This is a genomic window from Salmonirosea aquatica, assembly GCF_009296315.1.
Taxonomy (GTDB): domain Bacteria; phylum Bacteroidota; class Bacteroidia; order Cytophagales; family Spirosomataceae; genus Salmonirosea; species Salmonirosea aquatica.
Genome location: NZ_WHLY01000002.1, coordinates 3,429,469 through 3,455,335 on the forward strand (window position 1 = coordinate 3,429,469; position 25,867 = coordinate 3,455,335).

Consider the following 25,867-nt stretch of genomic DNA (forward strand, 5'->3'; position numbering starts at 1 on the left):
ATCGAAGGTAAGTATAAATTAAAGTGAACCCGGCTCACCCATATCCGAATGGGCGAGCCGGATTTTTTGTAGCAGTTCGAAGGTACCTTAATTCAGGAATAGGCAAAACCAGCGCTGTGACTCAACTTTCCTCAGCATCGTCCAGTGCCCGTACTTCGCGGAACAAATCCAGTAGCGACTCGCCGGGTACCTGCCCATCGCCCAGCTTGCTATTCTTGAAATAGTCGATAAAAAGCTCCTCGATGGAAAGCTTGTCGGGGTCGAGGCGGAGGCGTTCGGCGGCTTCGGCCTTGGCCTCTTTGGTTCTGATTTCCGGTATGATCGCCATCAGCGCCGGGTGGGCATCGAGCAACCGTTTCTTATCGGCCGACTCGAGGTAGGTTTCGGTCACCATCGTGATTTGCACCAGGTCGTCGCGGTGTTCTTCCAGCCAGGTCAGGGCATCGTCGACATGCTCAAACTTCCCCCGGTGCAGCTTCTTGCCCTGTTGGAGTTCAATGGGCCGGTACCCGACCAATTTTCCGGCTTCGGCTTCGATCAATACCACATACTTGGTCTGGTTGGACTCCGAGAAACTGTACCCAAGCGGACTGCTGGAATATACCACCGGGCAAGGTACCTTATCGACTACCTGGTAGCGGTGCAGGTGGCCAAGGGCCGTGTAGTGGATTTGGGCGGGAATGTTCTCGGAATAGACCACCTGCGCGCCACCGATGTTGAGGATGGGCCGCTCGTCCTCGGGCTCCTCGGGCATTTCGCCGCCTTTGCGCATCATGTACAGGTGCGTCAAAAGCATATTGAAGCCCGCATTGTCGAGGTACCCTTCGGCTAGGTGTTGCCAGTGATTCTGGAGGTGGGTCCGCAGGGCTTCTTCGGTATCGTCGAGGCCCAAAAAAGTTTTCAGCCTCTGCTCGTTGGCGTAGGGCGTGAGTAGAAGACGCAGGGGAAAATCGGCTTTGGGTAGCTTAATTTCTACGAATCCTTTTGCCACTTTCACCACCTCCACTCCGGCCTGCGTGCGGAAAGGCTTGACTTCCGCATTGGGAAAACCCACGAAAATAATCCCACAGGCCCGCGCCATGGCGTCGGGTACCTCGATGCGCTCAGGCGAATCATGATTGCCCGCAATGGCGATGATGGCGCGCTTGCCATTGGCTGACAGACAATGCAAGGTACTGTACAGTAGCTCGGTGGCTTCGGATGAAGGACTGAAATTATCGAACAGATCACCCGCAATCACCACGCAGTCTACGGCTTCGCGGTCGGCTATTTCGCAGATTTCGTCCAGCACCAGCTTCTGCTCGTCCAGGCGGGGATAATGGTCCAGTTTCTTGCCAATGTGCCAGTCGGCGGTGTGGAGGATTTTCATTATTGGCTATTGGCCGTCGGCCTTATTTTACTTAAAAATTAAAAACTGTAAAGGATCGTCCGGCAGAAGCAGGGGATGACCAACTGCCGATTCATTCCTTGCCCACGTTAATCCACGCCATCCAGGTACCTTGGGCTTTCATCACCTGCTCGATCAGGTCACGCACGGCCCCAAAGCCGCCGTTGACGGGCGATACGTAGTCGGCAATGGCGAGGATTTCCTCCGCCGAATCGGCCGGACAGGCCCCCAGCACGGCAGTACGCGCCATCACTTCGTAATCGGGGATGTCATCGCCCATAAATACCACTTCGTCTTCATTGAGGTCGTTGTCGGCCAGATATTTTTCATAAATCGCCAGCTTGCCGTCGGGCGACGAGCCGATGAAAATATCCCTGACGCCCAAATATTCCAACCGCTTGCGTACTCCTACCTGATTTTGGGCCGAAATGATGGCCACCCGGTAGCCCATTCGGATGGCGCGATTGATGCCGTAACCGTCGCGCACGTGAAATGAGCGGGGCTGCTCACCGCTTTCGAGCGCCAGCACACGGCCGTCGGTCATGACGCCGTCAATGTCGAAGATGAAGGATTTGATGCGCTGGAAGCGTGCGGTCAATGTGGAATCCATAGGATTGGGGTTTGGGTACAACACGAAATTAACGCTATTTTTGATTTTTATCCTACTTTCAAAAATCCTCCAACCCCGACAGACGGGTACCCATGGATATTCAGCAACTGGCCCAACAGTACCGCGACGAACTGATGCAGAACGTGCTACCTTTCTGGCAAAAGCACGCGTTCGATCCCATGTACGGCGGTGTTTTTGAAGCAGTAGACGAGACGGGAGGGATCATTTCTACCGACAAACCCGTCGCATTACAGGCACAGGTGGCGTGGGCGTTTGCCATGGCCCACAATCGCTTCGGTCCTAATAAGGAATGGCTCGGACTGGCGCAACAAACGGTTGATTTTTTATTGGAAAAAGGCCGCGATGCCAAAGGTACCTGGTACGGACAGCTCGATCGCCGGGGTACTCCACTCGTTGGCGCGCCCAATGCCTTCCCTGACTTATATATGGCGTTGGCTTTGGGGCAAATCGCCCAGGCGACGGAGGAAATATCGTACGCGGAAATCGCCCAAAAGACGCTCGTCAAACTGCTGAAAAAGCGGGATTCCAGTATAAAAAAACAAAAAGAAATAATAACCGGAAGGGGTTTCAAGAGCCTGGAGGAATTTGCACTGATTGGCCACGCCCTGCTACAATCGGAAACCCACGCCGATAAGAAGTGGTACCAGAAAACGCTGGAAAGTTACCTGGAAGAATTTATCAGTGATTTTTACGATAAGCGAACCGACATCGTGCTGGAAAACGTCACCCCGGAAGGTCATTTTTGGGACTGCCCGGAAGGAAGGATGCTGGTGCCGGGACGGGTATTTGAAATGGCGGGCTTCATGATGGATATTGCCGACCGAACCCGCAACCGCAGGCTACTGAACCAGATGCTTGACCTGACGGAACTGACTTTGCAAGCCGCCTGGGACGAAGCGCCCGCGGGTGATTCGTCGAGCGGCGGTTTTTTTTATCAAATGGATATTAAAAGCTTACACCCGCTTCAACCCCGCTGGAACCACAAATTGGCCTGGGTACATCTGGAAGCCCTGCAAACCCTATTGAAAGCACACGTGCTATCCGCCAACCCGATTTTCCTAGCCACCTTTGAAAAAACCCATGAATACGTGTGGGAAAAATTTCCTGACAAGACGCACGGGGGATGGTTCGGTGAACTTACGCGTGAAGGGGTACCTTTCATCCGGCATAAAATTACTCCCGAAAAGGGATTTTATGCCATGGTACGAAATCTGGCGAATATAGCCGACCTGCTGGAAATCATAGCCAAATCAGACGCATCGCCAAAGCGAAGCAGGAAGGTCGTTTAGTAAGTAACAAACCGAAATATCTCGGCTCCTGGATATTGTTACTCTTCAAAGTGTCGCTCCCGGATATCTTCCGTCATAAGCCGGTAGATCGCGGCCCATTCGGGGTTGAGCTCCTGCAGGTATTCCAGGTGGCGGCTGGTGGTGGCCCAGTCCGACCGCCGGGCGGGGCCCGTTTGCATGGTGGCGGGGTCTTTGCTTTGCAAGGCTTTATGGGTGGTTTCGCGGATGAGGGGTTTGAGCAGATCGAAAGAGAGTTTTTCCAGCTCAAGCAAATCGTGGGCAATGGATAGAAGGTGGTTGGTAAAATTACAGGCAAACACCGCCGCAATGTGCAGGTTGCGGCGTTCTTCGGAGTCGCCAAGTTGAACACAGCTGCTTACCGTTTGGGCCAGCTTGATCAGGCTCGCTTCGGTTTCGTCGTCGGTAGCTTCGATGCAAAAGGGAATTTCGGAATAATCCAGGCTCACTTCCTTCGTGAAGGTTTGCAAAGGATAAAGTACCCCTGTGCGTACGGGTACGTCGCTGTGTACCTCAACCAAATGCTGCAAATCGGCCAAAGACCGACTACCCGACGCATTAGCCAGCATCACGTTAGCAGGCAGAACGACCCGCTCGATAATGCTTTCCAGGGCATCGTCGGAAGCGGCTATCAGAATCAGGTCCGCCACACTTTCCGAAAAATTCAGATCGGGCTGAATGGCGGCATCGTACAGCAGGCTCGTCAGCTGGCGGGCATGCTGCGGGTCGCGACTGTATACCTCACATATGAGATGTCCGGCGGCTTCGAAAGCCTGCGCCAGGTGCCAGGCCACATTCCCGGCCCCGATAAACGATATTTTCATGAGAAATCTAGGAATGAATTTTGATAGATTGAATGGGTGAATGGGAAAGTACCTTATTTCGCTACTTTTGCACTCCTGAAAGGTAGCTGTTTCTCACCTCTAATCTGCGCCGAAAGCCAAAAGCGGTACGCCGCCCGGCCGCCTGCCGATAATCAACACCCTTTTGCAAGATATATCAATCGATGTAGTTATTCCCGCATTCAACGAGGAAAATTCCGTGGGGAACGTAGTGCGCGACCTCCCCGATATGGTTCGGGAGATTGTGGTGGTCAATAATAATTCCCGCGACGATACCCGCCTGAATGCTCAACAAGCGGGAGCCACCGTACTCGACGAACCCCGACAGGGCTACGGGTATGCCTGCCTGAAAGGAATCGAGTACCTTAGGAACAAACCTACCCCCCCAAAATATTGGTATTTGTGGATGCCGATTATTCGGACTATCCCGGCGAATTAACCAAAATCGTGGGGTACCTCCTGGAAAATAATCTCGATATGGTGATTGGCTCGCGGGCGTTGGGAAATCGCGAGCCCGGCTCCATGACCCCGCAGCAGGTATTTGGCAACTGGCTGGCCACTACCCTCATCAAGCGTTTTTACGGCGTCACTTATTCTGATCTCGGTCCTTTCCGGGCCATCCGGTTCGACAAACTTTTGGCCATGAACATGCAGGATACTACCTACGGCTGGACGGTGGAAATGCAACTCAAAGCCGCCAAAATGGGCATGGCCGTGGGTGAGGTACCCGTTACCTACCGCAGGCGCATCGGCCATTCCAAGGTGTCGGGTACGGTAAAGGGCACGGTTTTAGCAGGATACAAGATTCTATCGTGGATCTTTAAGTACCGGTAACGTTTAGGTTGTCAGGACATATGGGAACGGAATGTTCCTGCTTTTGAGCAACTGAACTACGGTAGAGTACGTAGCATTCAACAAATCATGGTCCGGCGTGTTTTTTAAGTAATTTTAAGCCGACCGCCAACAACACGTTCACTTCCTTGACCTTTCTGCAATACCTCGTCCTGATTCCGTTTCTTCTCGCCATGCTGTTCATTTTCGCATACAGTTTGTCGCAGGTAGGGTTGGTGTGGGCTTATTTTAAGGCACAAAGGCGCAAAGGGGCAAGTGCACAAAGTTCCAATCAGCGGGAGGTGAAAGCAGCGCATGATGCGCTGGCTGCGCCCACAGCATGGCCGGTGGTGACGGTGCAGTTGCCGGTTTATAACGAGCGCTACGTGATCGAGCGGTTGATGGCGGCCGTCGTGACTTTCGATTATCCCAAAGCAAACCTGGAAATCCAGCTCCTCGACGACTCCACGGACGACACCGTAGACATTATCGCCCGCCGGGTAGCCGAGTATCGGGCACAGGGCTTTGACATCCGCCACATCCGCCGCTCCGACCGCACAGGTTTCAAAGCCGGAGCGCTGGCTCATGGACTTACTGTGGCTCGGGGGAATTCGTAGCTATTTTTGATGCCGATTTTGTGCCGAAGCCTGAATTTCTCAAAGCCACGATTCCCCATTTTTCCGATCCCAGGGTAGGGGTAGTACAATCACGCTGGGGACACTTGAACGAAGACTATTCGCTCATTACCCGCATGCAGGCCTTTGGGCTGGATGCGCACTTCAGCATCGAGCAGGTAGGTCGTTCGGCGGGCGGACATTTCATCAATTTCAACGGCACGGCGGGCATCTGGCGCAAGGGTACCATTGTTGACGCGGGCGGCTGGTCGGCCGATACGCTCACCGAAGACCTCGACCTCAGTTACCGCGCGCAGCAGCGCGGCTGGCGGTTCGTATATCTGGAAGGACTGGTATCGCCCGCCGAACTCCCTGTGACCGTACCTGCCGTGAAGTCGCAGCAGTACCGCTGGACCAAGGGTGCCGCTGAGTGCGCCCGTAAAAATCTGGGCAATGTCTGGCGCGCGTCGAATCTTTCCCTGGCCACCAAGCTATACGCCTCCTTTCATTTGCTTAACAGTTCCATCTTCGTCGCTACCTTGCTCACCGCACTACTGAGTGTACCCATGCTGGCGCTTCGGCTGGGTTGGGGTTGGCTGACATTCTTTCAGTTGAGCCTGATTATCATGGGTATGTTTTACTGGACGGCTTTTCGGCGGCGCGGGGGTACCTTTTGGGAGTTTGTCATTACCTTTCCTACCTTTCTGGCCATCATGCTGGGCTTGTCGCTACACAATGCGGTGGCGGTCATCGAGGGGTACCTGGGCCGCAAAACACCCTTTGTCCGTACGCCCAAATTCAACGTCAATCGGCGTGGTGAGCGCTGGCAATCCAATGCCTACCGCGTCCGCCGCGTACCGCCACTCACTTGGGTGGAATGGGGGCTGGTGCTCTACTTTTTGGGAGGAATCGGGCTGGGGCTGGCGACGCGCAATTACAGCGCGCTTGCTTTCCATATGGTACTGGTGCTGGGTTTTGGTTTCATTGCCTACTGGTCGGTGCGGCATTCGCTGGTAAAGCCATGAAGGGCTGGGGTGGGGCTTAGGCGTAGGGCTGTCGGGGATAGGGTACTACTTCCTGATGCACACGGCCCGTAACGAAACCGTCACCTTGCTCAGCTTGTGGGGAGCACTGTTTGTGCTGTATGGAGTTTCCCTTTATTTCAAATGTGATTCACATTTCAAGCTTCTGCTTGTTGCTGCTTTTGCTTTCCGGCTTATCGGACTAGGTACCCTGCCCACGCTTTCCGACGATATTTACCGCTTCATCTGGGACGGCAGGTTGCTGGCGCATGGCTACAATCCGTTTCTGTACCTACCCTCCGAAATCCTTGCTACCGATATCGCCACACAGGCCGGACTGACGGAAGCCCTTTTCCAAAAACTCAATTCGCCCCATTATTACACCGTTTATCCGCCGCTGCTGCAAGGCTGGTTTGTGTTGTCGACTACATGGGGCGGCCTGAACGAACTGGCGACCGCTTTCTGGCTACGGCTTCCCATTGTACTGGGTGAGTTAGGTACCTGCTGGTGGCTGTACCGCCTGTTGAATCTGACGGGGAAAGACGAAGCCGCTACCAAGCGGGGCGTACTGCTATATGCTCTCAATCCGCTGGTGATCGTCGAGCTCACCGCTAATATTCATTACGAAGGGCTGACGATCTGCTTTCTGCTGGCAGGTTTATATCTTTATAAAAAACAAAAAGATTTCCCTTCGGCCACCTTCCTCGGGCTGGCGGCGGGGGTGAAGTTGCTGCCACTGATTTTTCTCCCGGCTTTAATCGACCAAGCGAATTGGAGAAAAAGTCTGCTCTACTTTTCCGTGGTGGGCGGGGTGTTCCTGCTGCCGTTCCTGTTTTTTTTCGATCCCATAATCGTTGAAAACCTTTCGGCGAGTCTGGATCTTTACTTTCGCCGCTTCGAGTTTAACGCCAGTTGGTACTACCTGCTGCGGGAGTTCGGAACGCTCATTCTGGGCTACAATCCCATTGCCACCATCGGGCCGTTCCTGGCTTTGGTGGCCGTATCGCTCATTCTCTTTTTCTCCTGGTCCCGGCGAATAAAGCTTTCTCTGCCCGAGCGCTGGCTCTTTGCGCTAACCGCCTACCTGCTGTGCGCCACGACGGTGCATCCGTGGTACGTGGTACCACTCATCGCGCTGAGTGCGCTTTCACGGTTTAAGTTTCCGCTGGTTTGGTCGGTGGTACTTCCGCTTACCTACGTGGCTTATGGGCAGGTACCTTATCACGAAAATCTGTGGATCGTAGCGCTGGAGTACCTGGCGGTAGGCGGCTGGATGGTCTGGGAAGTGAGGGAGAAAATATCAAGTAGTAAGCAACAAAAAAAGCAATAACGAGCCAGGCCTGTTATTGCTTTTCTGAGCGGAAGACGAGGTTCGAACGGCACGGAGGAGCGCCTCCCGCCCCGTCGCGACCTGCGGCCTGAGAAGCTGCCGTGATTTCATGTGAGCGGAAGACGAGTCTCGAACTCGCGACCTGCAGCTTGGGAAGCTGCCGCTCTACCAACTGAGCTACTTCCGCATTTGTTAATTATCCGCTCTATCGGGACGCCGAACCGTCGAAGCGCCGAACCGTAACCGAGCTACTTCCGCGATTTTATAAAACGAAACGGGCTTCAAATATAGCGCAAACAGTAATATTCCGCAAGGGGTACCTTTTGCCTGCAAATCCTTTTCCTCACATGCAGCAACAACTCGACCCGCCCCGGACTATAGCCGGGCAATTGAAATACCTGGGCCCCGGCTTCATCATGTCGGCGGCCATCGTCGGCTCCGGCGAATTGATCGCTACTACAACACTGGGTGCCAAAGCGGGTTTCGTGACTTTCTGGGTTATTATTGTGAGTTGTCTGGTAAAAGTAGCCCTGCAATTGGAGTTTGGTAAGAATGCCATTTACACGGGTACCTTCACAATGCACAACTTCAATCGGTTGCCAGGCCGTAAGTGGGGACGGGCGCACTGGAGCATCTGGCTATGGCTCTCGCTGCAAGGGCTGAAACTCCTGCAGGTAGGGGGTATTGTAGGCGGGGTAGCCATCGTGCTCAATATGGCTTTTCCGGCCATATCGGTCAATGTGTGGGCGTTGCTTTCGGCCTTGATTACCGCGCTGCTAGTGTACCGGGGCTACTACGCGCCTATCGAAAAAGGCTCGCTGGTGATGATCGTGCTTTTCTCCTCGGTGGTGCTGGTGTCGGTAGGATTGTTACAAGGTACCCCTTTTGCGATTCACTGGGAAGATATTCAGGACGGGCTAAGTTTCCGGCTCCCGCCCGAGGCCGTCGCCGTGGCTTTCGGGGCGTTTGGCATTACGGGTGTGGGCGGCGACGAAATCATGTACTACAACTACTGGTGCATCGAAAAAGGTTATGCGGCCTACGCCGGTCCCAACGATGGTACCCCTGCCTGGGCCGAGCGCGCCAAGGGCTGGATCAACGTCATGTACCTCGATGCCCTGCTTTCGATGATGGTCTACACCGTGGTGACGGCGGCTTTTTATCTATTGGGTGCAGCGGTATTGCACCGCAGCGGCGAGGTACCCGAAGGCTACCGGATGATCGGGGTACTCTCGCGCATTTTTACCGAAACACTAGGCCCATGGGCCGAAACGCTGTTCCTGGTAGGTGCCTTCACCGCTCTGTACTCCACCCTTTTCACGGCCACGGCGAGTTGGGCGCGGGTCTATGGCGATGCCTTTGGGCAGTTGGGCTGGCTGAAGTACGGTACCGTGGAGGAGCGGCGGCGTTCCATCGCGATTTTTTCGTGGATTTTCCCTTTTGCCTGGTGCCTGTTTTTCCTGTTCTTCCAGGCTCCGGTGATGATGGTGATTCTGGGCGGCATTGCGACTTCGGTGCTGTTGATCCTGATCGTGTGGGTGGCGTGGGTGTACCGCTACCGCGAACTCCCCAAAGCTCTCACGCCCTCGCGGCTGTACGACGTGTTTTTCTGGCTGAGCGTTGCTTCGATTCTGGTGGTGAGTGGGTATGGGGTTTGGCAGGTGATGTGAGGGGGTGTAGCAAGCTCTGAAAATACTATTTTTTTGCCAATTTTTGCTCAATAAATTCCTTATGTCTCTTCATTTCTGACCTTACTAGATTATTAATTTCTTCCTCAGTAAGTTGTTCGTCGTATCGCTTTTCCAGATTTGCTGGTTTGCCATTCAACAAAGCAAAATAGCTAGTTGGCCCAAGCATAACATCTACTACGGCATTGTGATTAAAATTTCCATAAACTGAATGGACAAATGCCTGATACCCATAAAACACGCCAAACTTAGTAGTATCCTGAGTTATTTTACTTTTAATAGCCAATATTGCGCTAGGAAAGTTGTCAGATGTATGATCATTTGAAATAATATATAATTTAGATTGTACATAAAACTTTTCAAACTTCTTTCCTTCTTCGGCAAACTTATAAAACAGCGGCACTATCGAATTATCGTATAAAGTATGAATTAATTCTGCCGTTTTCTCTACTTCCTGGGTACCCTGATTTAATCTTTTTTCGAGCAGTGCCAGTTCTTTGTCAAAGTCATCCGGCTCTTCAATACTTTCTCCCTTTGCACCCCGAATCATCAGTTCCAGGGAATGAATCAGATTATTGGTAATGTAAGTTATGAAAGGCTCGATGATGCCACTATCCGCCTGGCGTAGAGCCGATAGGTAGTTGCTTTTATCCTGGGTCTTGATGATTACTGGCGGAAAGCCATACTTCATCAAGATAAAGTTCATCAGGATACGGACGGTACGGCCGTTGCCATCATCAAAAGGATGAATGCGAATGAACCTATAATGAAACTCTGCCGCCAGTAGTATAGGGTTTACATTTTTTGCTGAAGCTTTTTCCCGGTACCATTGCATTAAATCATCCATCTTAGCGGGTGTTTCTTCGGGCGAAGCGAAATAGAACATTTCGCCGGTGACTGTCAGCACATGGTTGGGCAAACTTTTGTATTTCCCTATCTCCACTTTCTTTTTAGTGGGAGCCCCCTCAGGTGTCATGGCATCGACCCAATAGGGTTCTTTCAATAAGAGTTGATGTAATTCCCGAATAAAACTCTCTGTTAGAGGATACTCACCGCTCACACGTTCTATTACCCATTCAATGGCTTCATTATGCCCCTCTATCTCCAAATGATCTTTCAGAGGTTTACCCTGTGCTGTGATACCGAATAGAAGTAACGCCTTTGTTTCACCATAGGTCAGGGTATTGCCTTCCAGGTTGTTGGAATGAAAATTCCAGTCTAAGCGAAATTTTTGCATAATTCGCTGTTCCTGTTCTCTGTTCAGAGGCCTCAAAGAATCCAATTCCTTTTTTAAGGCAAAGGCTTTTTCCAGCGGCTCCATAATTTTTTTAATTGGTGTTGGTAGCTTTTTCTATGAGCTGTGTTGCACAGCCCTTAAGCAAAAAAATGAATTATAGATTTTTTAAAAAGTGAGGGTACCTATTTTGAGTAGTTAAGGTAGGCCCTCTTCCTTGCAACGTAAAATCCTCACCGAAAAACCTCCACCAAATCCACGTTCAGATCCGGGAAAATCGCTGACTTCGCGATCTCCGTGGCGGGTTGCAGGCCGATGTAGCATTCGGCTTCGTTGAGGAAGTAGATTTGCACGGACTCGTCCAACGGATGCACAAGCCAGTATTCCCGGACGCCCGCTTCTTCGTAAAGTTCAAATTTATCCTTCATCTCGCGCTTGGTATTGCCGGGCGACAGGATTTCGACCACCAGGTCGGGTGCACCGTTGCAACCCTGCTCGTCGAGTTTAGAGGCGTCGCATATTACGCAAAGATCGGGCTGTACCACAGTAACTATTTCCTGACTGGCTTTCTGGGATTTTTTGCGATTGTAAAGCCGTACGTCGAAAGGGGCGAAAAAAAACTGGCACGAATTACCGCTAAGTCGGTTTCCCATTGCCAAAAACAAGTTAGCCGCCACCCGCTGATGGCGTACGCTCGGAGCCGGGCTCATCTTGAATATTTTTCCCCGTAATAACTCTACACGTTCCTGAAACTGCCATTTGAGGTAGTCGGCGTAGGAATACGTACCATTCAAATCGAGTTGGGAGAGTTCGGTGATCAAAGCCATGATGCAAGTGATTGTTTGTTCAAATTTACGGTTTTAATTCATAGCATATTCCCCTACATCCGCTCAAAAAACAGGCCGCCCGAAACTATGTCCGGGCGGCCTGCTGTGAACAAGAGCATTTATCTTATGCCTCCTCCTCTTCCTGCACTGTAATTTTCAGAATCTTGTCGCCCTGCCGGATCGCATCCACTACTTCTACGCCTTCCACCACCTTGCCGAAGCAGGTGTGGTTTCGGTCGAGGTGGGCGGTGTTGTCGCGGCTGTGGCAAATGAAAAACTGCGAACCGCCGGTGTTGCGGCCCGCGTGGGCCATCGAAAGTACCCCCGGTCGTGGTATTGCTTTTCGCCCTTGAGTTCGCAATCGATTTTGTAGCCAGGGCCACCGCGCCCGGTACCTTCGGGATCGCCGCCTTGAATCATGAAATTCGGGATCACGCGGTGGAAGGTAAGTCCATCGTAGAAACCTTTTTTCGACAGATCCACAAAATTCTTTACCGTATTCGGTGCGTCGTCGTCGTAGAATTCAATCTGCATTGTCCCCTTTTCGGTGACCATTTCTGCCTTTGTCATATCCTGAATTGTAGGTAAAACCATAAATTAAGCTACAAAGGTACGACGGGCCGTGCGGGTTTTAAAATGGAATCCCTAATTTAGAGGTCGAACCATTTAACAACCCGCCTCCGGCCATGAAAACGTTTTTCTTACTGTGCGGCTTCCTGCTCGCTCTGACAGGGTATGCCCAAACTTCCGACGTCTATTTCGCGTCATATCCCACCCTTACGCCCGATGGCAGTGCCATCCTGTTCAGCTACGAATCAGACTTGTGGAAAGTGGATGTCAATGGCGGCAATGCTACCCGCCTCACCGCCATGCAGGGCGCCGAAACCAATCCGCGCGTGTCACCCGACGGGCAGTGGCTGGCCTTTTCGGCTACCGAAGGGGGGAATCCCGATGTGTACGTGATGCCACTGGCCGGCGGCCCAATCCGTCAGCTGACGTTCCACAGCAGCTACGATCTGGTGGAAAGCTGGTCGTGGGATTCCAAAACCATTTATTTTAAGTCGGGTCAGCAGAACGGTGGGACTACTTTCACGGTGGCCCTGACGGGAGGTACCCCGCAGCGGGTGTTCGGGCATTACTTCAACCGTATCCACAGTGTGGCCGAGGCTCCCAACGGAAACCTGTATTTCAACGATACCTGGGAAAGCGACAACCAGGCGATGCGGAAGGGCTATAAAGGAGAGTTTAACCCGGACATCCAGTATTACAACCCCAAAACGAAAGAGTACAAACGCCTGACCGACTATCCCGGCAAAGACATGTGGGCTACCCTGGACCGCGCCGGCAACGTATATTTCGTGTCGGACGAAGCCAACGGGCAGTACAATCTTTATGCCATGAAGGACGGGAACAAAACGGCGCTTACCTCGTTTTCTGAATCCATCAAACACCCGCAGGTGAGTGCCGACGGGCGGAAAATTGTGTTTGAGAAAGGGTACCAACTCTGGCAGTATGATGTGGCCACGAAACAATCCGCCCCCGTACAGCTGGTACTTCCGCAGAACCGGACGCTGCCCAAGTTGCAGGATTTTAACATAAAAGGCGAAATCTCGACCTTCGACGTAGCGCCCGACAACAAGAAGCTGGCCTTCGTATCACGAGGTACCTTGTTTGTGTCGGACAAGGAAGGCAAGTACATCCAGCAACTGAACACCCGGCCCGACGAGCGCGTGCTGGAAGTGAAATGGCTGGCCGACAGCCTGACGCTGCTGTACAGCCAGACGGTGAATGGCTACGCAAACTGGTTCACCCAAACGGCCGATGGCAAGGGTACCGAAAAGCAACTGACCACCGACCTGCAGGGCAACCGTCATCTGGTACTGAACGACAAACGTACGCAGGCGGCCTACCTCAGCGGGCGGAACGAAGTAAGGCTGATGGACCTCAAGACCATGAAAAGTGAAACACTGGTTCGGGAAGAATTATGGGCTTTCCAGAACGATGTACCCAGTTTTTCGCCCAATGGCGAGTACCTGGCTTTCACGGCGCACCGCGATTTTGAGCGGGACATTTTCCTGTACAACCTGAAAACCAAAAAGAAAATCAACCTGACCCAATCGGGTGTCTCCGAGGGCGAACCGGTATGGTCGCCGGACGGGAAGTACCTGTATTTGGTGTCGGATTTGCTGCGGCCCAATTATCCGTTCGGGTCCGACAAAACCAAGCTGTATCGGCTGCCACTGACCAAACTGGACGAGCCCTTCCGCGGCGAGAAGTTTGAGGAATTGTTTGAGAAAAAGGAGGATGAGAAGAAAGAAGGGGAGGAGAAGAAGGGCGATAAAAAAGGGAAAGGAAAGTCGAAAGGTACCCCTGACAAAAAGAAAGATGAGGAGAAGCCCTTCGTGGCGATGGATCTGGACACGCTGAACATCATGGAACGAATCGAAAACATCGGACCCGAATTCGGTGCCCAGGATGGTCTGACGATTGTTCAGAAAGATGAAAAGACATACCTGTTTTATATTTCAAACCACGCCGAAGGTACCCCGGCGCTGTGGCGTACCACGCTGGAACCTTTCGAGGAACCCAAAACTGAGAAATTGGCCGATAAGGTTTTTTCGTACGAAATAGCTCAGGCCGACAAATCGTGCTACCTGCTGGCGGGCGGGACAATCAAAAAGCTCAACCTGGAATCGGGCAAGATCGAACCCATCGACATGAGCTATACCTTCCGTCGGAATCTGAAAGATGAGTTCCGGCAGATGTATTACGAGGCCTGGGCGGGTGTGGAGGAGAACTTTTACAGCGAAGATTTCCATGGCGCCAACTGGCAGGCCCTGCGCGACAGCTATGCGAAGTACCTACCCTACCTGACGGACCGGGAAGACTTCCGTACGCTGTTCAACGATATGCTAGGCGAATTGAACGCCTCGCACTTAGGCTTTTACAGCAATGGCGACGAAGAAAAGGTTTTTTATAAAAACGCCACCATGGAGCCGGGTATCCTGTTTGATCCCCAAAGTCCCTACCGGGTGGCCCGGGTGGTCAAACGAAGTGCGCTGGATAAAACCAAAAAGTACGTTCAGCCCCACGACCTGCTTACCCACGTGAACGGCGAGGCCGTAGACACTACCCAAAACCGTGATTACTATTTTACCAAGCCTTCCCGCGATAAGGAAATGACGCTGACTTTTCGTCGGGCCGGAGCCGATACCAGCTATGTGGTAAGGGTACATCCGCAGGGTTCGCTCAGTGGCAATCTATACGACGAATGGCAGGACTGGAACCAGCAATACGTGGACGAAAAGAGCAAGCAGCGCATCGCCTACGTGCACATGAAAAACATGGGTATGGGTGAATATGAAAATTTTGTCAAAGACATGACCCGCGACTGGTACCGTAAGGACGCGCTGATTCTGGATTTGCGCTACAATACCGGCGGCAATGTCCACGACCTGGTTTTGCAGTTCCTTTCCCAGAAACCCTACCTGAAATGGAAGTACCGTGGCGGAGAATTTACCCCGCAGCCCAATTTCGGGGTAGCGGCCAAGCCCATCGTACTGCTTATGAACGAGCAGTCGCTCTCCGACGCCGAAATGACCGCTACGGGTTTCAAGGCCCTGAAGCTGGGCAAAGTAATCGGCACCGAAACTTACCGTTGGATTATCTTTACCTCGGGCAAAGGGCTGGTGGACGGCTCATTCTTCCGGCTACCCTCATGGGGGTGCTACACATTGGACGGTAAGGATATCGAGAGGGAAGGCGTCAAACCCGACATTTACGTCAAGCAGACTTTCGTCGATCGACTCAACGGGCAAGACCCTCAACTCGACCGGGCCATCGCCGAAATCATGCAGGAGTTGAAATAGTCTTAAGCAATAGGCTGTATGCTACTGACAAGAAGCTGGAAAGCTCTTTGCCTAAACGTACAGCCTATTGCCTAAAGCTTATAACCTACGGCTTCTTCACCTCGCGCTGGCGATCAGGAGCGCTTGTGCCACATCGGCGGCATCGCGCTTACGCTTGAGGTAGGACGCGACTTTGGAGATCGTTTCCACCTTACTCCATTCCAGGCTTCGCTCGGGCTGGTTGATCCATTCCTTCACGGCTACCAACCGATACACGTACTTGGAGGTTTCGCCGTTCAGATGCAGGGCAAAATAGCTGTCCTTGTCCTGCTGATCCATGCGCTGGATAATTTTGTTGGGGCCAGCGTTGTAGGCGGCGGCTACCAGCGTCCAGTTGCCCAGTTCGCGGTAGAGCCATTTCAGGTACTTAGCCGCGGCTTTGGTCGATTTTACCAGATCCTTGCGTTCGTCGATCTGATCGTTCACAACCAAGCCCAGCCCCTGCGCGGTAGCGGGCATGAACTGCCAGTAACCCGCTGCGCCCTTAGGCGAAACCGCGCCGGCATTCATGGCACTTTCGATGTAGGGGATGTATTTGAAGTCGGACGGAATCCCGTGGCTTTTCAGGATATTCTCGATTTGCTTCATCTTCTTCTTCGTATTCGCCCGGGAGCGCTGGAAGGAAGGATGGTCATAGAATTGGACGGCTTTCTGATACCGTTTGGCTACTGTTGACTGGTGCAGGGGCAGGGTGTCGCCACAGAACTGCACGTGAAGGATATTGGTGTCAAAATCATCTTTTTCGATCACTTCCGAAACTACTTCGGTAGGTGTCGTGGGAGCGGGTGTTCTGTTGATGGTAAATACTCCGAGCGACATGACCGATACTATCAACGATATGAATCGTATCATACATAATCAGGTTCGTTCTACATAATTTACTAATGGACAAAGATAACGTAATAGAATAAAAAAAGTTTTACCATTCGATAAAAAACTGATTGACAGGCATTAATGTATCCGCTATATGGTACTTATAGTAGATAAATAGTTAAGCGCAATATTGATAAAGTACAAATTATTATATTCTATAATCTGGGTTTTGAGCCAAAGAATGATTTGAAGGAGGAAACGAAAACAGGCTTTTTAGCTGAGAATTGCCGGAATTGGCAAAATAAGGAGGATGAGTAGAAGTCTGAAGTCTATTGCTTTGAGGCTATTTTTTTTTAAATCACGTAAAAAAAACGAATTTGTGTGCCTGGTTTGAGGAGTACAACGAAAGTAAAACTATATAAATTGTATTATATAGTGATTGAATAGAAGGAGGAAATCCTAAAAACTTAGTGAACGGTAGGAGCAATCGGACAGGAAAATTTCATCGGGCATGAATGGTGGAAGGACGGTTACGCAGCAAACCACCCTGGCGTTTGGAGAATACCGCCCGGATTTCGGCGGCGATAGATAAGGCTATTTCCTCGGGTGAAATAGCTCCTATATCCAGACCAACGGGAGCAAAAATGCGCTGCTGGTCGCGTTCGGAAAACAAGGTACCCTCTTCGGTCAATTCGCTAATCATCCTTTCTGCCCGTACCCGGGGACCCAGCATCCCGATGTAGGGCGCGGCCGTGGGCAGTACCTGCGGTAGGTTACGCTTGTCGGTCTTATAATCGTGCGACATCAGAATGGCGGCGGTATATTCGTCGACCATAGCGGTCGTGAAATCTTCCGGATCTACGACTGCATTGACCAGTGCTGCCACGTCACGGTGGATTTTCTGCGCATTAGCCACCACCGTGGCCCGCCAGCCCGCTTCTTTGATCACCTTGGCCAACGGGAAAATATCATACTGATGCCCCATCAGAATTACGTGAAGCTCGGGTGGTAGAAACTCCGCAAACAACCCCAGGGTACCCCCTTCGCTCAATTCAAAGGTTAAAGCGGAGGACTTATTTTCTTCAATCACTTGCTGTATCGCTTTCTCAGTAGCATCGATCAGAGTTTCAGAGCCCAGGGCAAGTAAGCTTTGCCGGTTCTCATACCGAATGATGTTTCCGGCACGCAGGCCGTTCAGTTCGCCGTCCAGTTTTATAAGAGTCAGTAGTACATTCGTCTGGCGGCGGTCGGTAACGACATCTTCCAGCACAGCCACCGGATTGTTGGGATCGTCCGGATCGATGGGTGCCAGCAATACGTCGATAATGCCGTTGCACCCCAGCCCCACGCCAATCTGGTGAGCATCGTCTTCAGTTGTATCGTAAGTGACCAAACTGGCCTGCGTTTTGGCAATGGCCAGCCGCGCCCGTTTGAGGGCGTCACCTTCCAGACAGCCACCGCTGATTCCTCCGACCCAGGTACCATTGTCCATGACCAGCATCCGTGCTCCGGTGCGACGATACGATGAACCCTCTACCCGCACCACCGTGGCCAAGGCAGCGCGGGTGTCGATGTGGTCGAGGTTTTGGTAGGTTTTCAGGATGGCTTTTATTTCTTTCATTTTTTTAGTTTGCTAGTACAGAAGTGTTCAGTACAAAAGTACCTAGGACACTACTTAATTTTTGTACTCCTGTACTTTTTCCTACTCCTGTACTCATAAACTCGTCAATTCAATCCTGCCGACGCCTCCTTTCAGGTGCCGGAAACGGTGGGTAGGCAGGGCCGTCGAAAGAAGTTCGTACGCCTTGCGGCTGCGAACGCCCGACTGGCAGCAGAGGATCACATCGGTTAGGCCCTGGAGTTCGGAAAGCCGTTGTGACAATGTTCTCAGCGGCCAGTTGGTACCTCCCACGTTGAAGCGCTCAAACTCTACGGGTTCGCGCACATCGATCAGTATCGGTGGCGTTAGTTGTTGTAAAATTTGTTCCAGTGCTTCGAATTCGATTTCTTCCAAACCCACCGCTGGAAGAGTACAGGTGGTACCGTAATCTTGCTGTAAGGAGGTAAAGTTCCGGGATTCGGGCCGGGGTGTGAAGCGGAACGTCTGAAAGGAAGCACGCAATGCGTCGTAAAGTAGGATCTTTCCCGAAAGTACCTCGCCCAAACCGGTGATGATTTTGATTGCCTCCACTGCTTGTAGCGAGCCCACGATACCGGGCAATACGCCCAGTACCCCGATTTCGGCGCAGTTAGGTACCTCGCCTTCGTTGGGAGGAGTAGGATAGAGGCAGCGGTAAGTAGGTCCCCTTTGATAGTTGAACACACTGACCTGCCCCTCGAATTTATAAATAGAACCAAAAACCAGCGGCTTGTCCAGCAATACACAGGCATCATTCACAAGGTACCTCGTCGGAAAGTTGTCCGAACCATCCACGACCAAATCATACTCACCCACGATGTCAAGGGCGTTTCCTCGGTTCAGGCCTTCCAGGTAGGTAATCATTTTACTATATGGATTCAAGAGATGCAATCGCTCCGCTGCTACCTCGGCTTTGAGTCGCCCGACATCCGCTACGGTAAACAAAATCTGCCGGTGCAGGTTGCTGACTTCCACCCGATCGAAATCCGCGATTCCGATGGTACCCACCCCCGCGGCCGCCAGGTAGGTAAGTGCCGGGCAACCCAGGCCTCCTGCTCCCACGACCAGCACGCGCGCATCGCGGAGTTTTTGCTGGCCTTGCGGGCCCAGTTCGGGTAGGGACAATTGGCGCTGGTAGTAGCTTTGTTCGGCGGGTGAAAACATGGAGATTCGGTGGAGCTATGGTGAGAATGCGTATATTTGAAAATGCCTTCCGGGGAACATTCTACTAACGCGTTTTGTCTTTTGGAAGTTTGTGCTGCCTTAAATTACTATCCGATGATCAGCGTCCAGGAAGCCAAATCCCACATCCTAGCCACAATTCCGGTACTCTATGCCGAGTTCATGCCCCTCGGGGAAGCCGTAGGTCATGTACTGGCCGATGACCTGCTCGCTCCGCTGGCTCTACCGCCTTTCCGGCAGTCGTCCATGGATGGCTACGCCGTGCACCATGCCGACATAACCCAGGCCAATACCGCCCTCCCGGTTGTGGCCGAGTCGCGGGCGGGTACGGAGGTACCCCTGGTGCTGGAGCGCGGCACGGCGGTACATATCCTGACGGGCGCGCCCGTACCCGATGGTGCCACGGCCGTGGTGATGCGCGAAAAAGTAAGGCGGGCGGGCGACATGGCCACGATCGAACTGTACCCGGTAATAGAAAATGAAAACGTGCGCTCGGTGGGTCAGCAAATTAAAAAGGGCGATGTAGCTTTGCCCAAAGGTACCTACCTCACGCCCGGCTCAGTCGGTTTCCTGGCGGGCCTGAATATCACGACTGTGAAGGTATACCGCAAACCCAGCGTCGGGATTCTGGTCACGGGCGACGAATTAGTACAACCTGACGGAGCGTCGTCGGGCGGCGTACCGTCGGGCGGCGAGGGTACCCTTCGTTTCGGACAAATCTACGAGTCGAGCTCGGCCATGCTGGCGGCAGTGCTGCGCGCCGAGGGTATCACCGACATCATGATTCGGTACGTGGCCGACGATGCCCCCGCCACCGTAGCGGCCCTGCGCGAACTGGCCGAAGAGAACGACGTGGTACTTTCCACGGGCGGTGTATCGGTAGGTGATTATGATTACGTGGGTACCTCGCTGGAGGAAATCGGGGTAGAGACCGTCTTTTATAAAGTCCGGCAGCGGCCTGGTAAGCCCCTGTTCTTCGGGCGCAACGACGATACTTTTATCTTTGCCTTGCCGGGCAATCCGGCGGCTACTCTAGTGTGCTATTATCAGTACGTGCTACCCGCTCTGCGCCTGATGTCGGGACGGAAGGACTGTTTTTTGCCTAAACTGAAACTACCGATTACGCACGCTTTTTCGTTCAAAGGAGAGCGCGACGAATTTTTGAAAGCTACCGCTACCACCACCACTGTCACTCCGCTGGAAGGCCAGGAATCGTTTGTTTTACGGTCGTTTGCCATGGCCAATGCGCTTATTTATTTGCCATCCACTCAAAACTCCGTACAACCCGGCGATCTGGTGGAGGCACATTTATTGCCGTTTTTTTGTTGAGTACCTTACTATGACTCTATCCATTTTATATTTTGGCATGATTGCCGAATCCATCGGGAATCCCGTCGAAACCTGGCATTCTCTGGATCCACTAACCGTGGGTGAATTGAAGCATCAACTCCTGGAAAGGTACCCCGTCCTGCGCGATCGTAAGTTTCAGATCGCTGTGAACCAGCAGATCGCTGATGAGGCTTTTCCGATTCCCCCACTAGCGGAGGTAGCCTTATTGCCGCCTTTCGCGGGCGGTTGAATCTGATTTTGGCCCGGGCGAACCCGTCAAAATTCACTCATTCAAATTTTACTATGAAAAAAGTATTCGTCGATGGCCCCATCAGTCCGCAATTCGTGGCTGAGTCGCTGGCCAAGCATCAGTCCAAAACCACCATCGGGGCGCATTCCATGTTTATGGGACAGATTCGGGCTGATGCCAAAGAAGGCGGCGTGGTAACGGGCATCGAGTACTCGGCCTACCCCGAAATGGCCGAAGGTGTTTTTCATCAAATCCGCGAAGCGGCTTTCGAAAAATATGAACTCACCTGCCTCCATATCTACCATAGCCTGGGGCTGGTACCTACGGGCGAAATCAGTCTGTTCGTGTTCGTGTCGTCGCCGCATCGCCGGGCTACCTTTGAAGCCCTGGAATTTCTGGTGGAGGAAATCAAGGCGAAAGTTCCGATTTTTGGCAAAGAACTAATTGGCGCGCAAGGCGATTTTGTCTGGAAGGAAAATCAGTAGAGCCAGCGGCGTCGGCAGGTTTTGTTTTTTATTACGAGCAATTTCAATATTCACGAGCAGGCAGGTGTGTGGTTTAGGCGGCAAAAAGCCAACAGCCATCAGCTAACAGCCAACAGCAAAAGCATGGTTGACATTACCCATAAAACCAATACACTACGCATTGCCACCGCCCAGGCCGTGGTGCAGGTGAGCAAGCCAGAAACCATCGCAGCCATTCAGGAACGCAGGGTACCTAAGGGCGATGTGTTCGAAATGGCCAAGGCCGCCGGGCTGCTGGCGGTGAAGAAGACGCCTGACCTGCTGCCCGATTGTCATCCGCTACCCATTGAGTACACGGGCATTGCCTACCGCACCGAAGAGCTAAGCATCGTGATTGAGATGACGGTTAAGACGATCTACAAAACGGGGGTTGAAGTAGAAGCCATGCACGGCGCGTCGGTGGTGGCGCTGACGATGTACGACATGCTGAAGCCCATCGACAAGGGGGTTGAGATTCATCATATCAAACTGCTGGAAAAGAAAGGCGGCAAAAGCGACCGCAAGGCTAACATGCCCGAACTAAAAACCGCCGTGATTGTCTGTTCGGATAGTATTGCCAAAGGATTGGGTGAGGACAAATCGGGCCGGAAGATTATTGACAAGTTGCAACCTTTTGCCATCGAAGTCAGTGATTACAGCATTATCCCCGATGAGAAAAGCCGGATTCAGGAAAAGATAAAGAGCCTGGTTGCGCTCGATTATCAGCTAATCCTGCTGACGGGTGGTACGGGTCTTTCGCCGCGCGACGTTACGCCCGAAGCCGTAGAAGAACTACTGGACCGGCCCATTCCCGGTATTGCCGAAGCGGCCCGTAGTTACGGACAGGAGAGGGTACCTACCTCGCTGCTGTCGCGGGCGGTGGCGGGGCTAGTTGGGGATGCCCTCGTGATTACCATGCCGGGTAGCACCGGCGGCGTTACTGAATACATGGATGCCCTCTTTCCGCACGTATTGCACGTGTTTGGCGTTATGCAGGGACAAAAGCACGATTTGGAGGTAAAAAAGGCCACAGGCACACAGGCACAAAGTGGGACTATCGACTAAACCACCCCAATTCGGCACTTTATGACTTTGAACATTAGGTACTTACCAACTCATAAACTCATAGACTTATAGACTCCCCAACTCACATAATCGACAAATTCGGTCGCGTTCACAACTACCTCCGCATTTCGCTGACGGACAAGTGTAACTTGCGCTGCAACTACTGCATGCCGCAGGAAGACATGCAGTTCATGCCCTCGGCCTGGCTGATGTCGGCGGCGGAAATCCGCACGCTGGCCGGTATATTTGTGGACATGGGCGTACAGAAAATCCGCCTGACGGGCGGTGAGCCGCTGGTGCGTAAAGACGTGGGGCAGATCATCGAATCGCTGGGCGAACTACCCGTTTCGCTGACGCTGACGACCAATGCGGTGTTTGTGGAGCAGTACATGGGTACCTTGAAAAAAGCGGGCGTCCGTTCACTGAATATCAGTCTGGATACCTTGCAGGAAGAGCGTTTCAAGACGATTACCCGGCGCGATCATTTCAAAAAAACGCTGGATAATATTCACCTGCTGCTGGCCGAAGGGTTCAGCGTGAAACTCAACATGGTGGTCATGCGCGACCTGAACGTGGAGGAAGTCAACGACTTCGTGGAACTCACCCGAAATCAGCCTAATCTGCACGTGCGCTTCATTGAGTTTATGCCCTTCAATGGCAATCAGTGGGATTTTTCGCGCATGGTACCTTACCAAACGCTACTGGATACCATCGGCGGGCAATTTGAATTCGAAGCCCTCGCTGGTGAAGCTAATGATACGGCCCGCTGCTTCCGCATTCAGGACGGGCAGGGTACCTTCGGTATCATTAGTACCATTACCAACCACTTCTGCGCGGGCTGCAACCGCATCCGGATTACCGCCGACGGTAAGCTCAAAAATTGCCTTTTCGATACGACCGAGGTAGATCTATTGAAGGCCATGCGCCAGGGTGAGGACGTGAAGCCCCTTATTTACAGCCACTTTCAAGCCAAACACTTCGCTCACGGCGGTCACAGCGACTTTACCGACAAAGGCGCTAAGGCCGAGTACGAAACCAACCGCTCGATGATCGCGATCGGGGGGTAGGGTACCCTAAGGTACCCCTGCTTAGAACCTGAATTGCAGGCGGCAGGTAAGCACGTCATCCTGCAAATCATTTTGGTACCCTTCCAGCGCCGTTTTCTCATTCCTGACTACTTCATACCAGAGCAACAGGCGAAGGTTGGCGCTGATGTAATAGTTGTATCCCAATCCCAAAGTCTGGAAAGCCACATCGGCCCCCGTATAATCGGCGTCGAGGTCGGCCCCGGTTACCTCGCGGTTGGGATCGTACCAGTCGTACTTGAGTCCGAACTGGTGCTTGGGATTTTTGAGCGAATGCAGGAAATAAAAATACGCCCCATCAAATGGCCGGATGTAAAGCGGAGCGGAGGTGCCATTCAGCATAGGAATGGTAAAAGGGGTTTCGGACGTGGTGCGGGTGGAGGTTTGGGTACCCCCGATGTACTCGGCCCGGAGTTCAGTCGTGCCCAGCGGATTTTTGATCACAACCTGCACATCTCCTCCAAAGTAGCGCCGGGGCGCGATTTGTCCATGATTGTCGTCGGCAATATCGGCCACGTACCCTCCCTCTTTCATCCGGTAAATCTCTTTGGTGAATTGCTGCATTCCTCCGTAGAGCAGCGAAGCGCCGGCCGAAAGCTGCACCGAGGGGGCTACCGGGAGCCGCTTTACGGATATCCGGCTGATCAGATCCTTATAGCTATCGAAGTCGGTGGTACCCGAAAGGCCGGGGCCGTTGAATACGCCCACGTCCACTTTCAGGAAAGAGAGCGGATGGGCTTTACGCTGCGGATGAAACGAAACCATGGCTCCCACGTCGCGCTCGGTACGCATCAACAACTGCGACATGCGGCCCCGTTCGGGCGATTCGCGGTCGCCCGAGCCCAGATTTACCTCAAAGCCAAAGGGACGCGGGAAAATACCCGCCGTCAGGTTGAGTACACTCCACTTGTTTTCGAATACCTGCCCGAAAAAATCGCGGGTAAAGAAGCCCCGCTCGGTGCCATCGAACTGGTACACGAAGAACACCGTGGGCAACCCCTCGGCGTTGACGTGCGTGTAGTCGAGTCGCAGTCGCCCCCGGCGAAGTGAAAAACGGTTGTTAACGGCAGCGGGGAAATCACCCCCGTTAAAACTCGGCGCTCCCTTGGACTGAGCTGCCTGGAATTGGGGCTGCAGGTACCCGCTGATGCGCAGGCGGTTGAATTTTTCGTAGAGCGAGAGTAGTCCCCGGCTGTAATGCGTCGTGTCGGTCATGTCGTCCATGATGAGTTGGGCTCGACTATCCGGAACACCCCTCATTAGAAAACAACAAACTGCCAAAACAGAGCATGTCAGAATGCGCTTGGCCATGAATTAAAAAGTATAGTTAAGTTGTGTTAAGCTGGAAAAGCTTGGGCTTCTCCGCCTTTCAAAGGTAGGAATTTTACCCCTGATGCCCTTATGAATACACTCCGGCGAGGAAGCTGGCTGTAGAAGGCGCAATCAGAAATGCAGAAGGTACGTTGACACCAGAAAGCAATTTGCCTTACTTTTATGATTCTGACACCTTGAATATTTGATCGTTAAAGAAATGAAGTACATCAAGAATGCTGCCGTTCTGGGCTGTATCCTGGCCCCGCTTTCCCTTTTCGCTCAACTTTCTCCTCCCGGTCTGGATGGTACCCGGGCCGTAGCCTGGGGGGCCGTCGGTTTTAGCCAGGCCTTAGGAAAAAAAATAACGTTAATCGCTTACGGCGGGCTAGGCCGCCTGGGTGACCCTACCCATTGGGCGCCTCTGCAAAAACCGGGGATAGGGGTCTACAATCAGGAGTTCCAATACAAGCTCAGCACCCAATGGCAGGCGTCCTTAGCCCAAAGTTTCCGCGTCCAGAATCTATATAGTGAAGACGAGCCCTACGAAGCAGAAGATCCTTCCCAGCGTTTCGAACTCCGGTACTATGCCAGGCTATATTACAAACGAAGCCTGGGCAAACTGGCGGCCACGTATTCATTCCGGCCCGAGGTGCGCACGTTTTATGCGCCATCCTGGGAAGCCGCCTCTCGTCCGCTGGAGCTTCGTTTCCGGCTGAAGGGCCAGGTCAGCTTACCCCTTGACGACCATAAAGCCAATTTCATCATCGGAGCCAATGAAATACTGACCGCGCTGGATGAGTACCGGTCGAAGGTACCTTTGGATCACCATCACACCTGGTCGACGTACCATTTTACGGAAGATCGCCTGGCGTTGTATTTTCGACACGTTTTCAGGCAGTCGGACGTAACGCTGGATGTGGGGGTGATGGAGCAGTTCAAGAGCGGCGGCCATTTCGAGCCCGTATCTTACCTGGCGTTCGATGTGTTATTCCAAAATCCGTTCTCCCGACATATCAATTAAGCATTCCTATCCTTTTCATAATCAGGTACCCCGCCAAAAGTATGG

Annotated in this window: 21 protein-coding genes, 1 tRNA gene and 2 pseudogenes; 13 read left to right on the forward strand and 11 right to left on the reverse strand. The window is 52.6% G+C overall.

What is annotated here, in order from left to right; genetic code table 11:
- Nucleotides 1-121: 121 nt before the first annotated feature.
- Both GBK04_RS15440 and GBK04_RS15445 read right to left on the reverse strand, forming a co-directional pair.
- A complete protein-coding gene (locus tag GBK04_RS15440) occupies nucleotides 122-1,369 on the reverse strand; it encodes a metallophosphoesterase family protein (RefSeq protein WP_152761155.1) in 1,248 nt (415 codons plus the stop codon).
- Nucleotides 1,370-1,460: 91 nt separating this feature from the next.
- Nucleotides 1,461-1,997 carry a KdsC family phosphatase gene (locus tag GBK04_RS15445; RefSeq protein WP_152761157.1) on the reverse strand — a complete coding sequence of 179 codons (537 nt, stop codon included), beginning with the start codon at nucleotides 1,995-1,997 and terminating at the stop codon, nucleotides 1,461-1,463.
- Between the two features lie 92 nt (nucleotides 1,998-2,089).
- Here GBK04_RS15445 and GBK04_RS15450 point away from each other — a divergent pair, with 92 nt between their 5' ends.
- A complete protein-coding gene (locus GBK04_RS15450; RefSeq protein ID WP_152761159.1) occupies nucleotides 2,090-3,307 on the forward strand; it encodes an AGE family epimerase/isomerase in 1,218 nt (405 codons plus the stop codon).
- Nucleotides 3,308-3,345: 38 nt separating this feature from the next.
- Here the strand turns inward: GBK04_RS15450 and GBK04_RS15455 are convergent, their stop codons facing one another.
- Nucleotides 3,346-4,149, reverse strand: coding sequence for a Rossmann-like and DUF2520 domain-containing protein (locus tag GBK04_RS15455; RefSeq protein WP_152761161.1), 804 nt, complete (start codon nucleotides 4,147-4,149; stop codon nucleotides 3,346-3,348).
- 172 nt (nucleotides 4,150-4,321) lie between these two features.
- On the opposite strand from GBK04_RS15455, the pseudogene GBK04_RS15460 reads away from it, so the two are divergent.
- From GBK04_RS15460 to GBK04_RS15470, 4 genes and pseudogenes are all read left to right on the forward strand, one after another.
- Nucleotides 4,322-5,001 (forward strand): annotated as a pseudogene (locus tag GBK04_RS15460) (glycosyltransferase family 2 protein).
- A gap of 146 nt (nucleotides 5,002-5,147) precedes the next feature.
- Complete coding sequence (locus GBK04_RS30675; protein WP_373331013.1) at nucleotides 5,148-5,615, forward strand: glycosyltransferase; 468 nt, start codon at nucleotides 5,148-5,150, stop codon at nucleotides 5,613-5,615.
- A gap of 20 nt (nucleotides 5,616-5,635) precedes the next feature.
- A complete protein-coding gene (locus GBK04_RS15465) occupies nucleotides 5,636-6,637 on the forward strand; it encodes a glycosyltransferase family 2 protein (RefSeq protein ID WP_373331014.1) in 1,002 nt (333 codons plus the stop codon).
- Nucleotides 6,638-6,692: 55 nt separating this feature from the next.
- The gene (locus tag GBK04_RS15470) at nucleotides 6,693-7,964 is read left to right on the forward strand and encodes an MptA/MptB family glycosyltransferase (protein WP_152761163.1); all 1,272 of its coding nucleotides are present in this window, start codon (nucleotides 6,693-6,695) and stop codon (nucleotides 7,962-7,964) included.
- 114 nt (nucleotides 7,965-8,078) lie between these two features.
- On the opposite strand, the gene GBK04_RS15475 is transcribed toward GBK04_RS15470, so the two are convergent.
- A tRNA-Gly gene (locus tag GBK04_RS15475) sits at nucleotides 8,079-8,151 on the reverse strand.
- 160 nt (nucleotides 8,152-8,311) lie between these two features.
- Here GBK04_RS15475 and GBK04_RS15480 point away from each other — a divergent pair.
- On the forward strand, nucleotides 8,312-9,634 hold the full coding sequence (locus GBK04_RS15480; protein WP_152761165.1) for an Nramp family divalent metal transporter: 1,323 nt from the start codon (nucleotides 8,312-8,314) through the stop codon (nucleotides 9,632-9,634).
- A 25-nt stretch (nucleotides 9,635-9,659) separates the two neighbouring features.
- On the opposite strand, the gene GBK04_RS15485 is transcribed toward GBK04_RS15480, so the two are convergent.
- From GBK04_RS15485 to GBK04_RS15495, 3 genes and pseudogenes are all read right to left on the reverse strand, one after another.
- The gene (locus GBK04_RS15485; protein WP_152761167.1) at nucleotides 9,660-10,973 is read right to left on the reverse strand and encodes a Fic family protein; all 1,314 of its coding nucleotides are present in this window, start codon (nucleotides 10,971-10,973) and stop codon (nucleotides 9,660-9,662) included.
- A 146-nt stretch (nucleotides 10,974-11,119) separates the two neighbouring features.
- Entirely contained in the window at nucleotides 11,120-11,713 is a 594-nt protein-coding gene (locus tag GBK04_RS15490; RefSeq protein ID WP_152761169.1) for a Uma2 family endonuclease, read from the reverse strand.
- A 124-nt stretch (nucleotides 11,714-11,837) separates the two neighbouring features.
- A pseudogene (locus GBK04_RS15495) lies at nucleotides 11,838-12,307 on the reverse strand (peptidylprolyl isomerase).
- Between the two features lie 92 nt (nucleotides 12,308-12,399).
- Between GBK04_RS15495 and GBK04_RS15500 the strand changes: the two are divergent.
- Nucleotides 12,400-15,582 carry a S41 family peptidase gene (locus GBK04_RS15500; RefSeq protein WP_152761171.1) on the forward strand — a complete coding sequence of 1,061 codons (3,183 nt, stop codon included), beginning with the start codon at nucleotides 12,400-12,402 and terminating at the stop codon, nucleotides 15,580-15,582.
- Between the two features lie 96 nt (nucleotides 15,583-15,678).
- Here GBK04_RS15500 and GBK04_RS15505 read toward each other — a convergent pair whose 3' ends face one another.
- The 3 genes from GBK04_RS15505 to moeB form a co-directional block, all read right to left on the reverse strand.
- Entirely contained in the window at nucleotides 15,679-16,473 is a 795-nt protein-coding gene (locus GBK04_RS15505) for a lytic transglycosylase domain-containing protein (protein ID WP_152761173.1), read from the reverse strand.
- Nucleotides 16,474-16,936: 463 nt separating this feature from the next.
- On the reverse strand, nucleotides 16,937-18,055 hold the full coding sequence (locus GBK04_RS15510; protein WP_152761175.1) for an XdhC family protein: 1,119 nt from the start codon (nucleotides 18,053-18,055) through the stop codon (nucleotides 16,937-16,939).
- Nucleotides 18,056-18,148: 93 nt separating this feature from the next.
- Nucleotides 18,149-19,237, reverse strand: a complete 1,089-nt coding sequence (gene moeB / locus GBK04_RS15515; protein WP_152761177.1) for a molybdopterin-synthase adenylyltransferase MoeB — start codon at nucleotides 19,235-19,237, stop codon at nucleotides 18,149-18,151.
- 114 nt (nucleotides 19,238-19,351) lie between these two features.
- Here moeB and GBK04_RS15520 point away from each other — a divergent pair, with 114 nt between their 5' ends.
- The 5 genes from GBK04_RS15520 (at nucleotide 19,352) to moaA (ending at nucleotide 23,469) form a co-directional block, all read left to right on the forward strand.
- Nucleotides 19,352-20,584, forward strand: coding sequence for a molybdopterin molybdotransferase MoeA (locus tag GBK04_RS15520; protein ID WP_152761179.1), 1,233 nt, complete (start codon nucleotides 19,352-19,354; stop codon nucleotides 20,582-20,584).
- A gap of 10 nt (nucleotides 20,585-20,594) precedes the next feature.
- Entirely contained in the window at nucleotides 20,595-20,834 is a 240-nt protein-coding gene (locus tag GBK04_RS15525) for a MoaD/ThiS family protein (RefSeq protein ID WP_152761181.1), read from the forward strand.
- Between the two features lie 53 nt (nucleotides 20,835-20,887).
- Entirely contained in the window at nucleotides 20,888-21,319 is a 432-nt protein-coding gene (locus GBK04_RS15530) for a molybdenum cofactor biosynthesis protein MoaE (RefSeq protein ID WP_152761183.1), read from the forward strand.
- Nucleotides 21,320-21,385: 66 nt separating this feature from the next.
- Complete coding sequence (moaCB, locus tag GBK04_RS15535) at nucleotides 21,386-22,402, forward strand: bifunctional molybdenum cofactor biosynthesis protein MoaC/MoaB (RefSeq protein WP_373331457.1); 1,017 nt, start codon at nucleotides 21,386-21,388, stop codon at nucleotides 22,400-22,402.
- A gap of 89 nt (nucleotides 22,403-22,491) precedes the next feature.
- The gene (moaA, locus tag GBK04_RS15540) at nucleotides 22,492-23,469 is read left to right on the forward strand and encodes a GTP 3',8-cyclase MoaA (protein WP_373331458.1); all 978 of its coding nucleotides are present in this window, start codon (nucleotides 22,492-22,494) and stop codon (nucleotides 23,467-23,469) included.
- 21 nt (nucleotides 23,470-23,490) lie between these two features.
- On the opposite strand, the gene GBK04_RS15545 is transcribed toward moaA, so the two are convergent.
- Nucleotides 23,491-24,711, reverse strand: coding sequence for a putative porin (locus tag GBK04_RS15545; RefSeq protein WP_152761187.1), 1,221 nt, complete (start codon nucleotides 24,709-24,711; stop codon nucleotides 23,491-23,493).
- Between the two features lie 307 nt (nucleotides 24,712-25,018).
- Between GBK04_RS15545 and GBK04_RS15550 the strand changes: the two genes are divergently transcribed.
- On the forward strand, nucleotides 25,019-25,822 hold the full coding sequence (locus GBK04_RS15550; RefSeq protein ID WP_152761189.1) for a DUF2490 domain-containing protein: 804 nt from the start codon (nucleotides 25,019-25,021) through the stop codon (nucleotides 25,820-25,822).
- Nucleotides 25,823-25,867 lie beyond the last annotated feature (45 nt).

Coding starts and splice junctions, on each gene's coding strand:
- GBK04_RS15440 (WP_152761155.1), bottom strand. CDS start 1,369: ATGAAAATCCTCCACACCGCCGACTGGCACATTGGCAAGAAACTGGAC.
- GBK04_RS15445 (WP_152761157.1), bottom strand. CDS start 1,997: ATGGATTCCACATTGACCGCACGCTTCCAGCGCATCAAATCCTTCATC.
- GBK04_RS15450 (WP_152761159.1), top strand. CDS start 2,090: ATGGATATTCAGCAACTGGCCCAACAGTACCGCGACGAACTGATGCAG.
- GBK04_RS15455 (WP_152761161.1), bottom strand. CDS start 4,149: ATGAAAATATCGTTTATCGGGGCCGGGAATGTGGCCTGGCACCTGGCG.
- GBK04_RS15470 (WP_152761163.1), top strand. CDS start 6,693: ATGCACACGGCCCGTAACGAAACCGTCACCTTGCTCAGCTTGTGGGGA.
- GBK04_RS15480 (WP_152761165.1), top strand. CDS start 8,312: ATGCAGCAACAACTCGACCCGCCCCGGACTATAGCCGGGCAATTGAAA.
- GBK04_RS15485 (WP_152761167.1), bottom strand. CDS start 10,973: ATGGAGCCGCTGGAAAAAGCCTTTGCCTTAAAAAAGGAATTGGATTCT.
- GBK04_RS15490 (WP_152761169.1), bottom strand. CDS start 11,713: ATGGCTTTGATCACCGAACTCTCCCAACTCGATTTGAATGGTACGTAT.
- GBK04_RS15500 (WP_152761171.1), top strand. CDS start 12,400: ATGAAAACGTTTTTCTTACTGTGCGGCTTCCTGCTCGCTCTGACAGGG.
- GBK04_RS15505 (WP_152761173.1), bottom strand. CDS start 16,473: ATGATACGATTCATATCGTTGATAGTATCGGTCATGTCGCTCGGAGTA.
- GBK04_RS15510 (WP_152761175.1), bottom strand. CDS start 18,055: ATGAAAGAAATAAAAGCCATCCTGAAAACCTACCAAAACCTCGACCAC.
- moeB (WP_152761177.1), bottom strand. CDS start 19,237: ATGTTTTCACCCGCCGAACAAAGCTACTACCAGCGCCAATTGTCCCTA.
- GBK04_RS15520 (WP_152761179.1), top strand. CDS start 19,352: ATGATCAGCGTCCAGGAAGCCAAATCCCACATCCTAGCCACAATTCCG.
- GBK04_RS15525 (WP_152761181.1), top strand. CDS start 20,595: ATGACTCTATCCATTTTATATTTTGGCATGATTGCCGAATCCATCGGG.
- GBK04_RS15530 (WP_152761183.1), top strand. CDS start 20,888: ATGAAAAAAGTATTCGTCGATGGCCCCATCAGTCCGCAATTCGTGGCT.
- GBK04_RS15545 (WP_152761187.1), bottom strand. CDS start 24,711: ATGGACGACATGACCGACACGACGCATTACAGCCGGGGACTACTCTCG.
- GBK04_RS15550 (WP_152761189.1), top strand. CDS start 25,019: ATGAAGTACATCAAGAATGCTGCCGTTCTGGGCTGTATCCTGGCCCCG.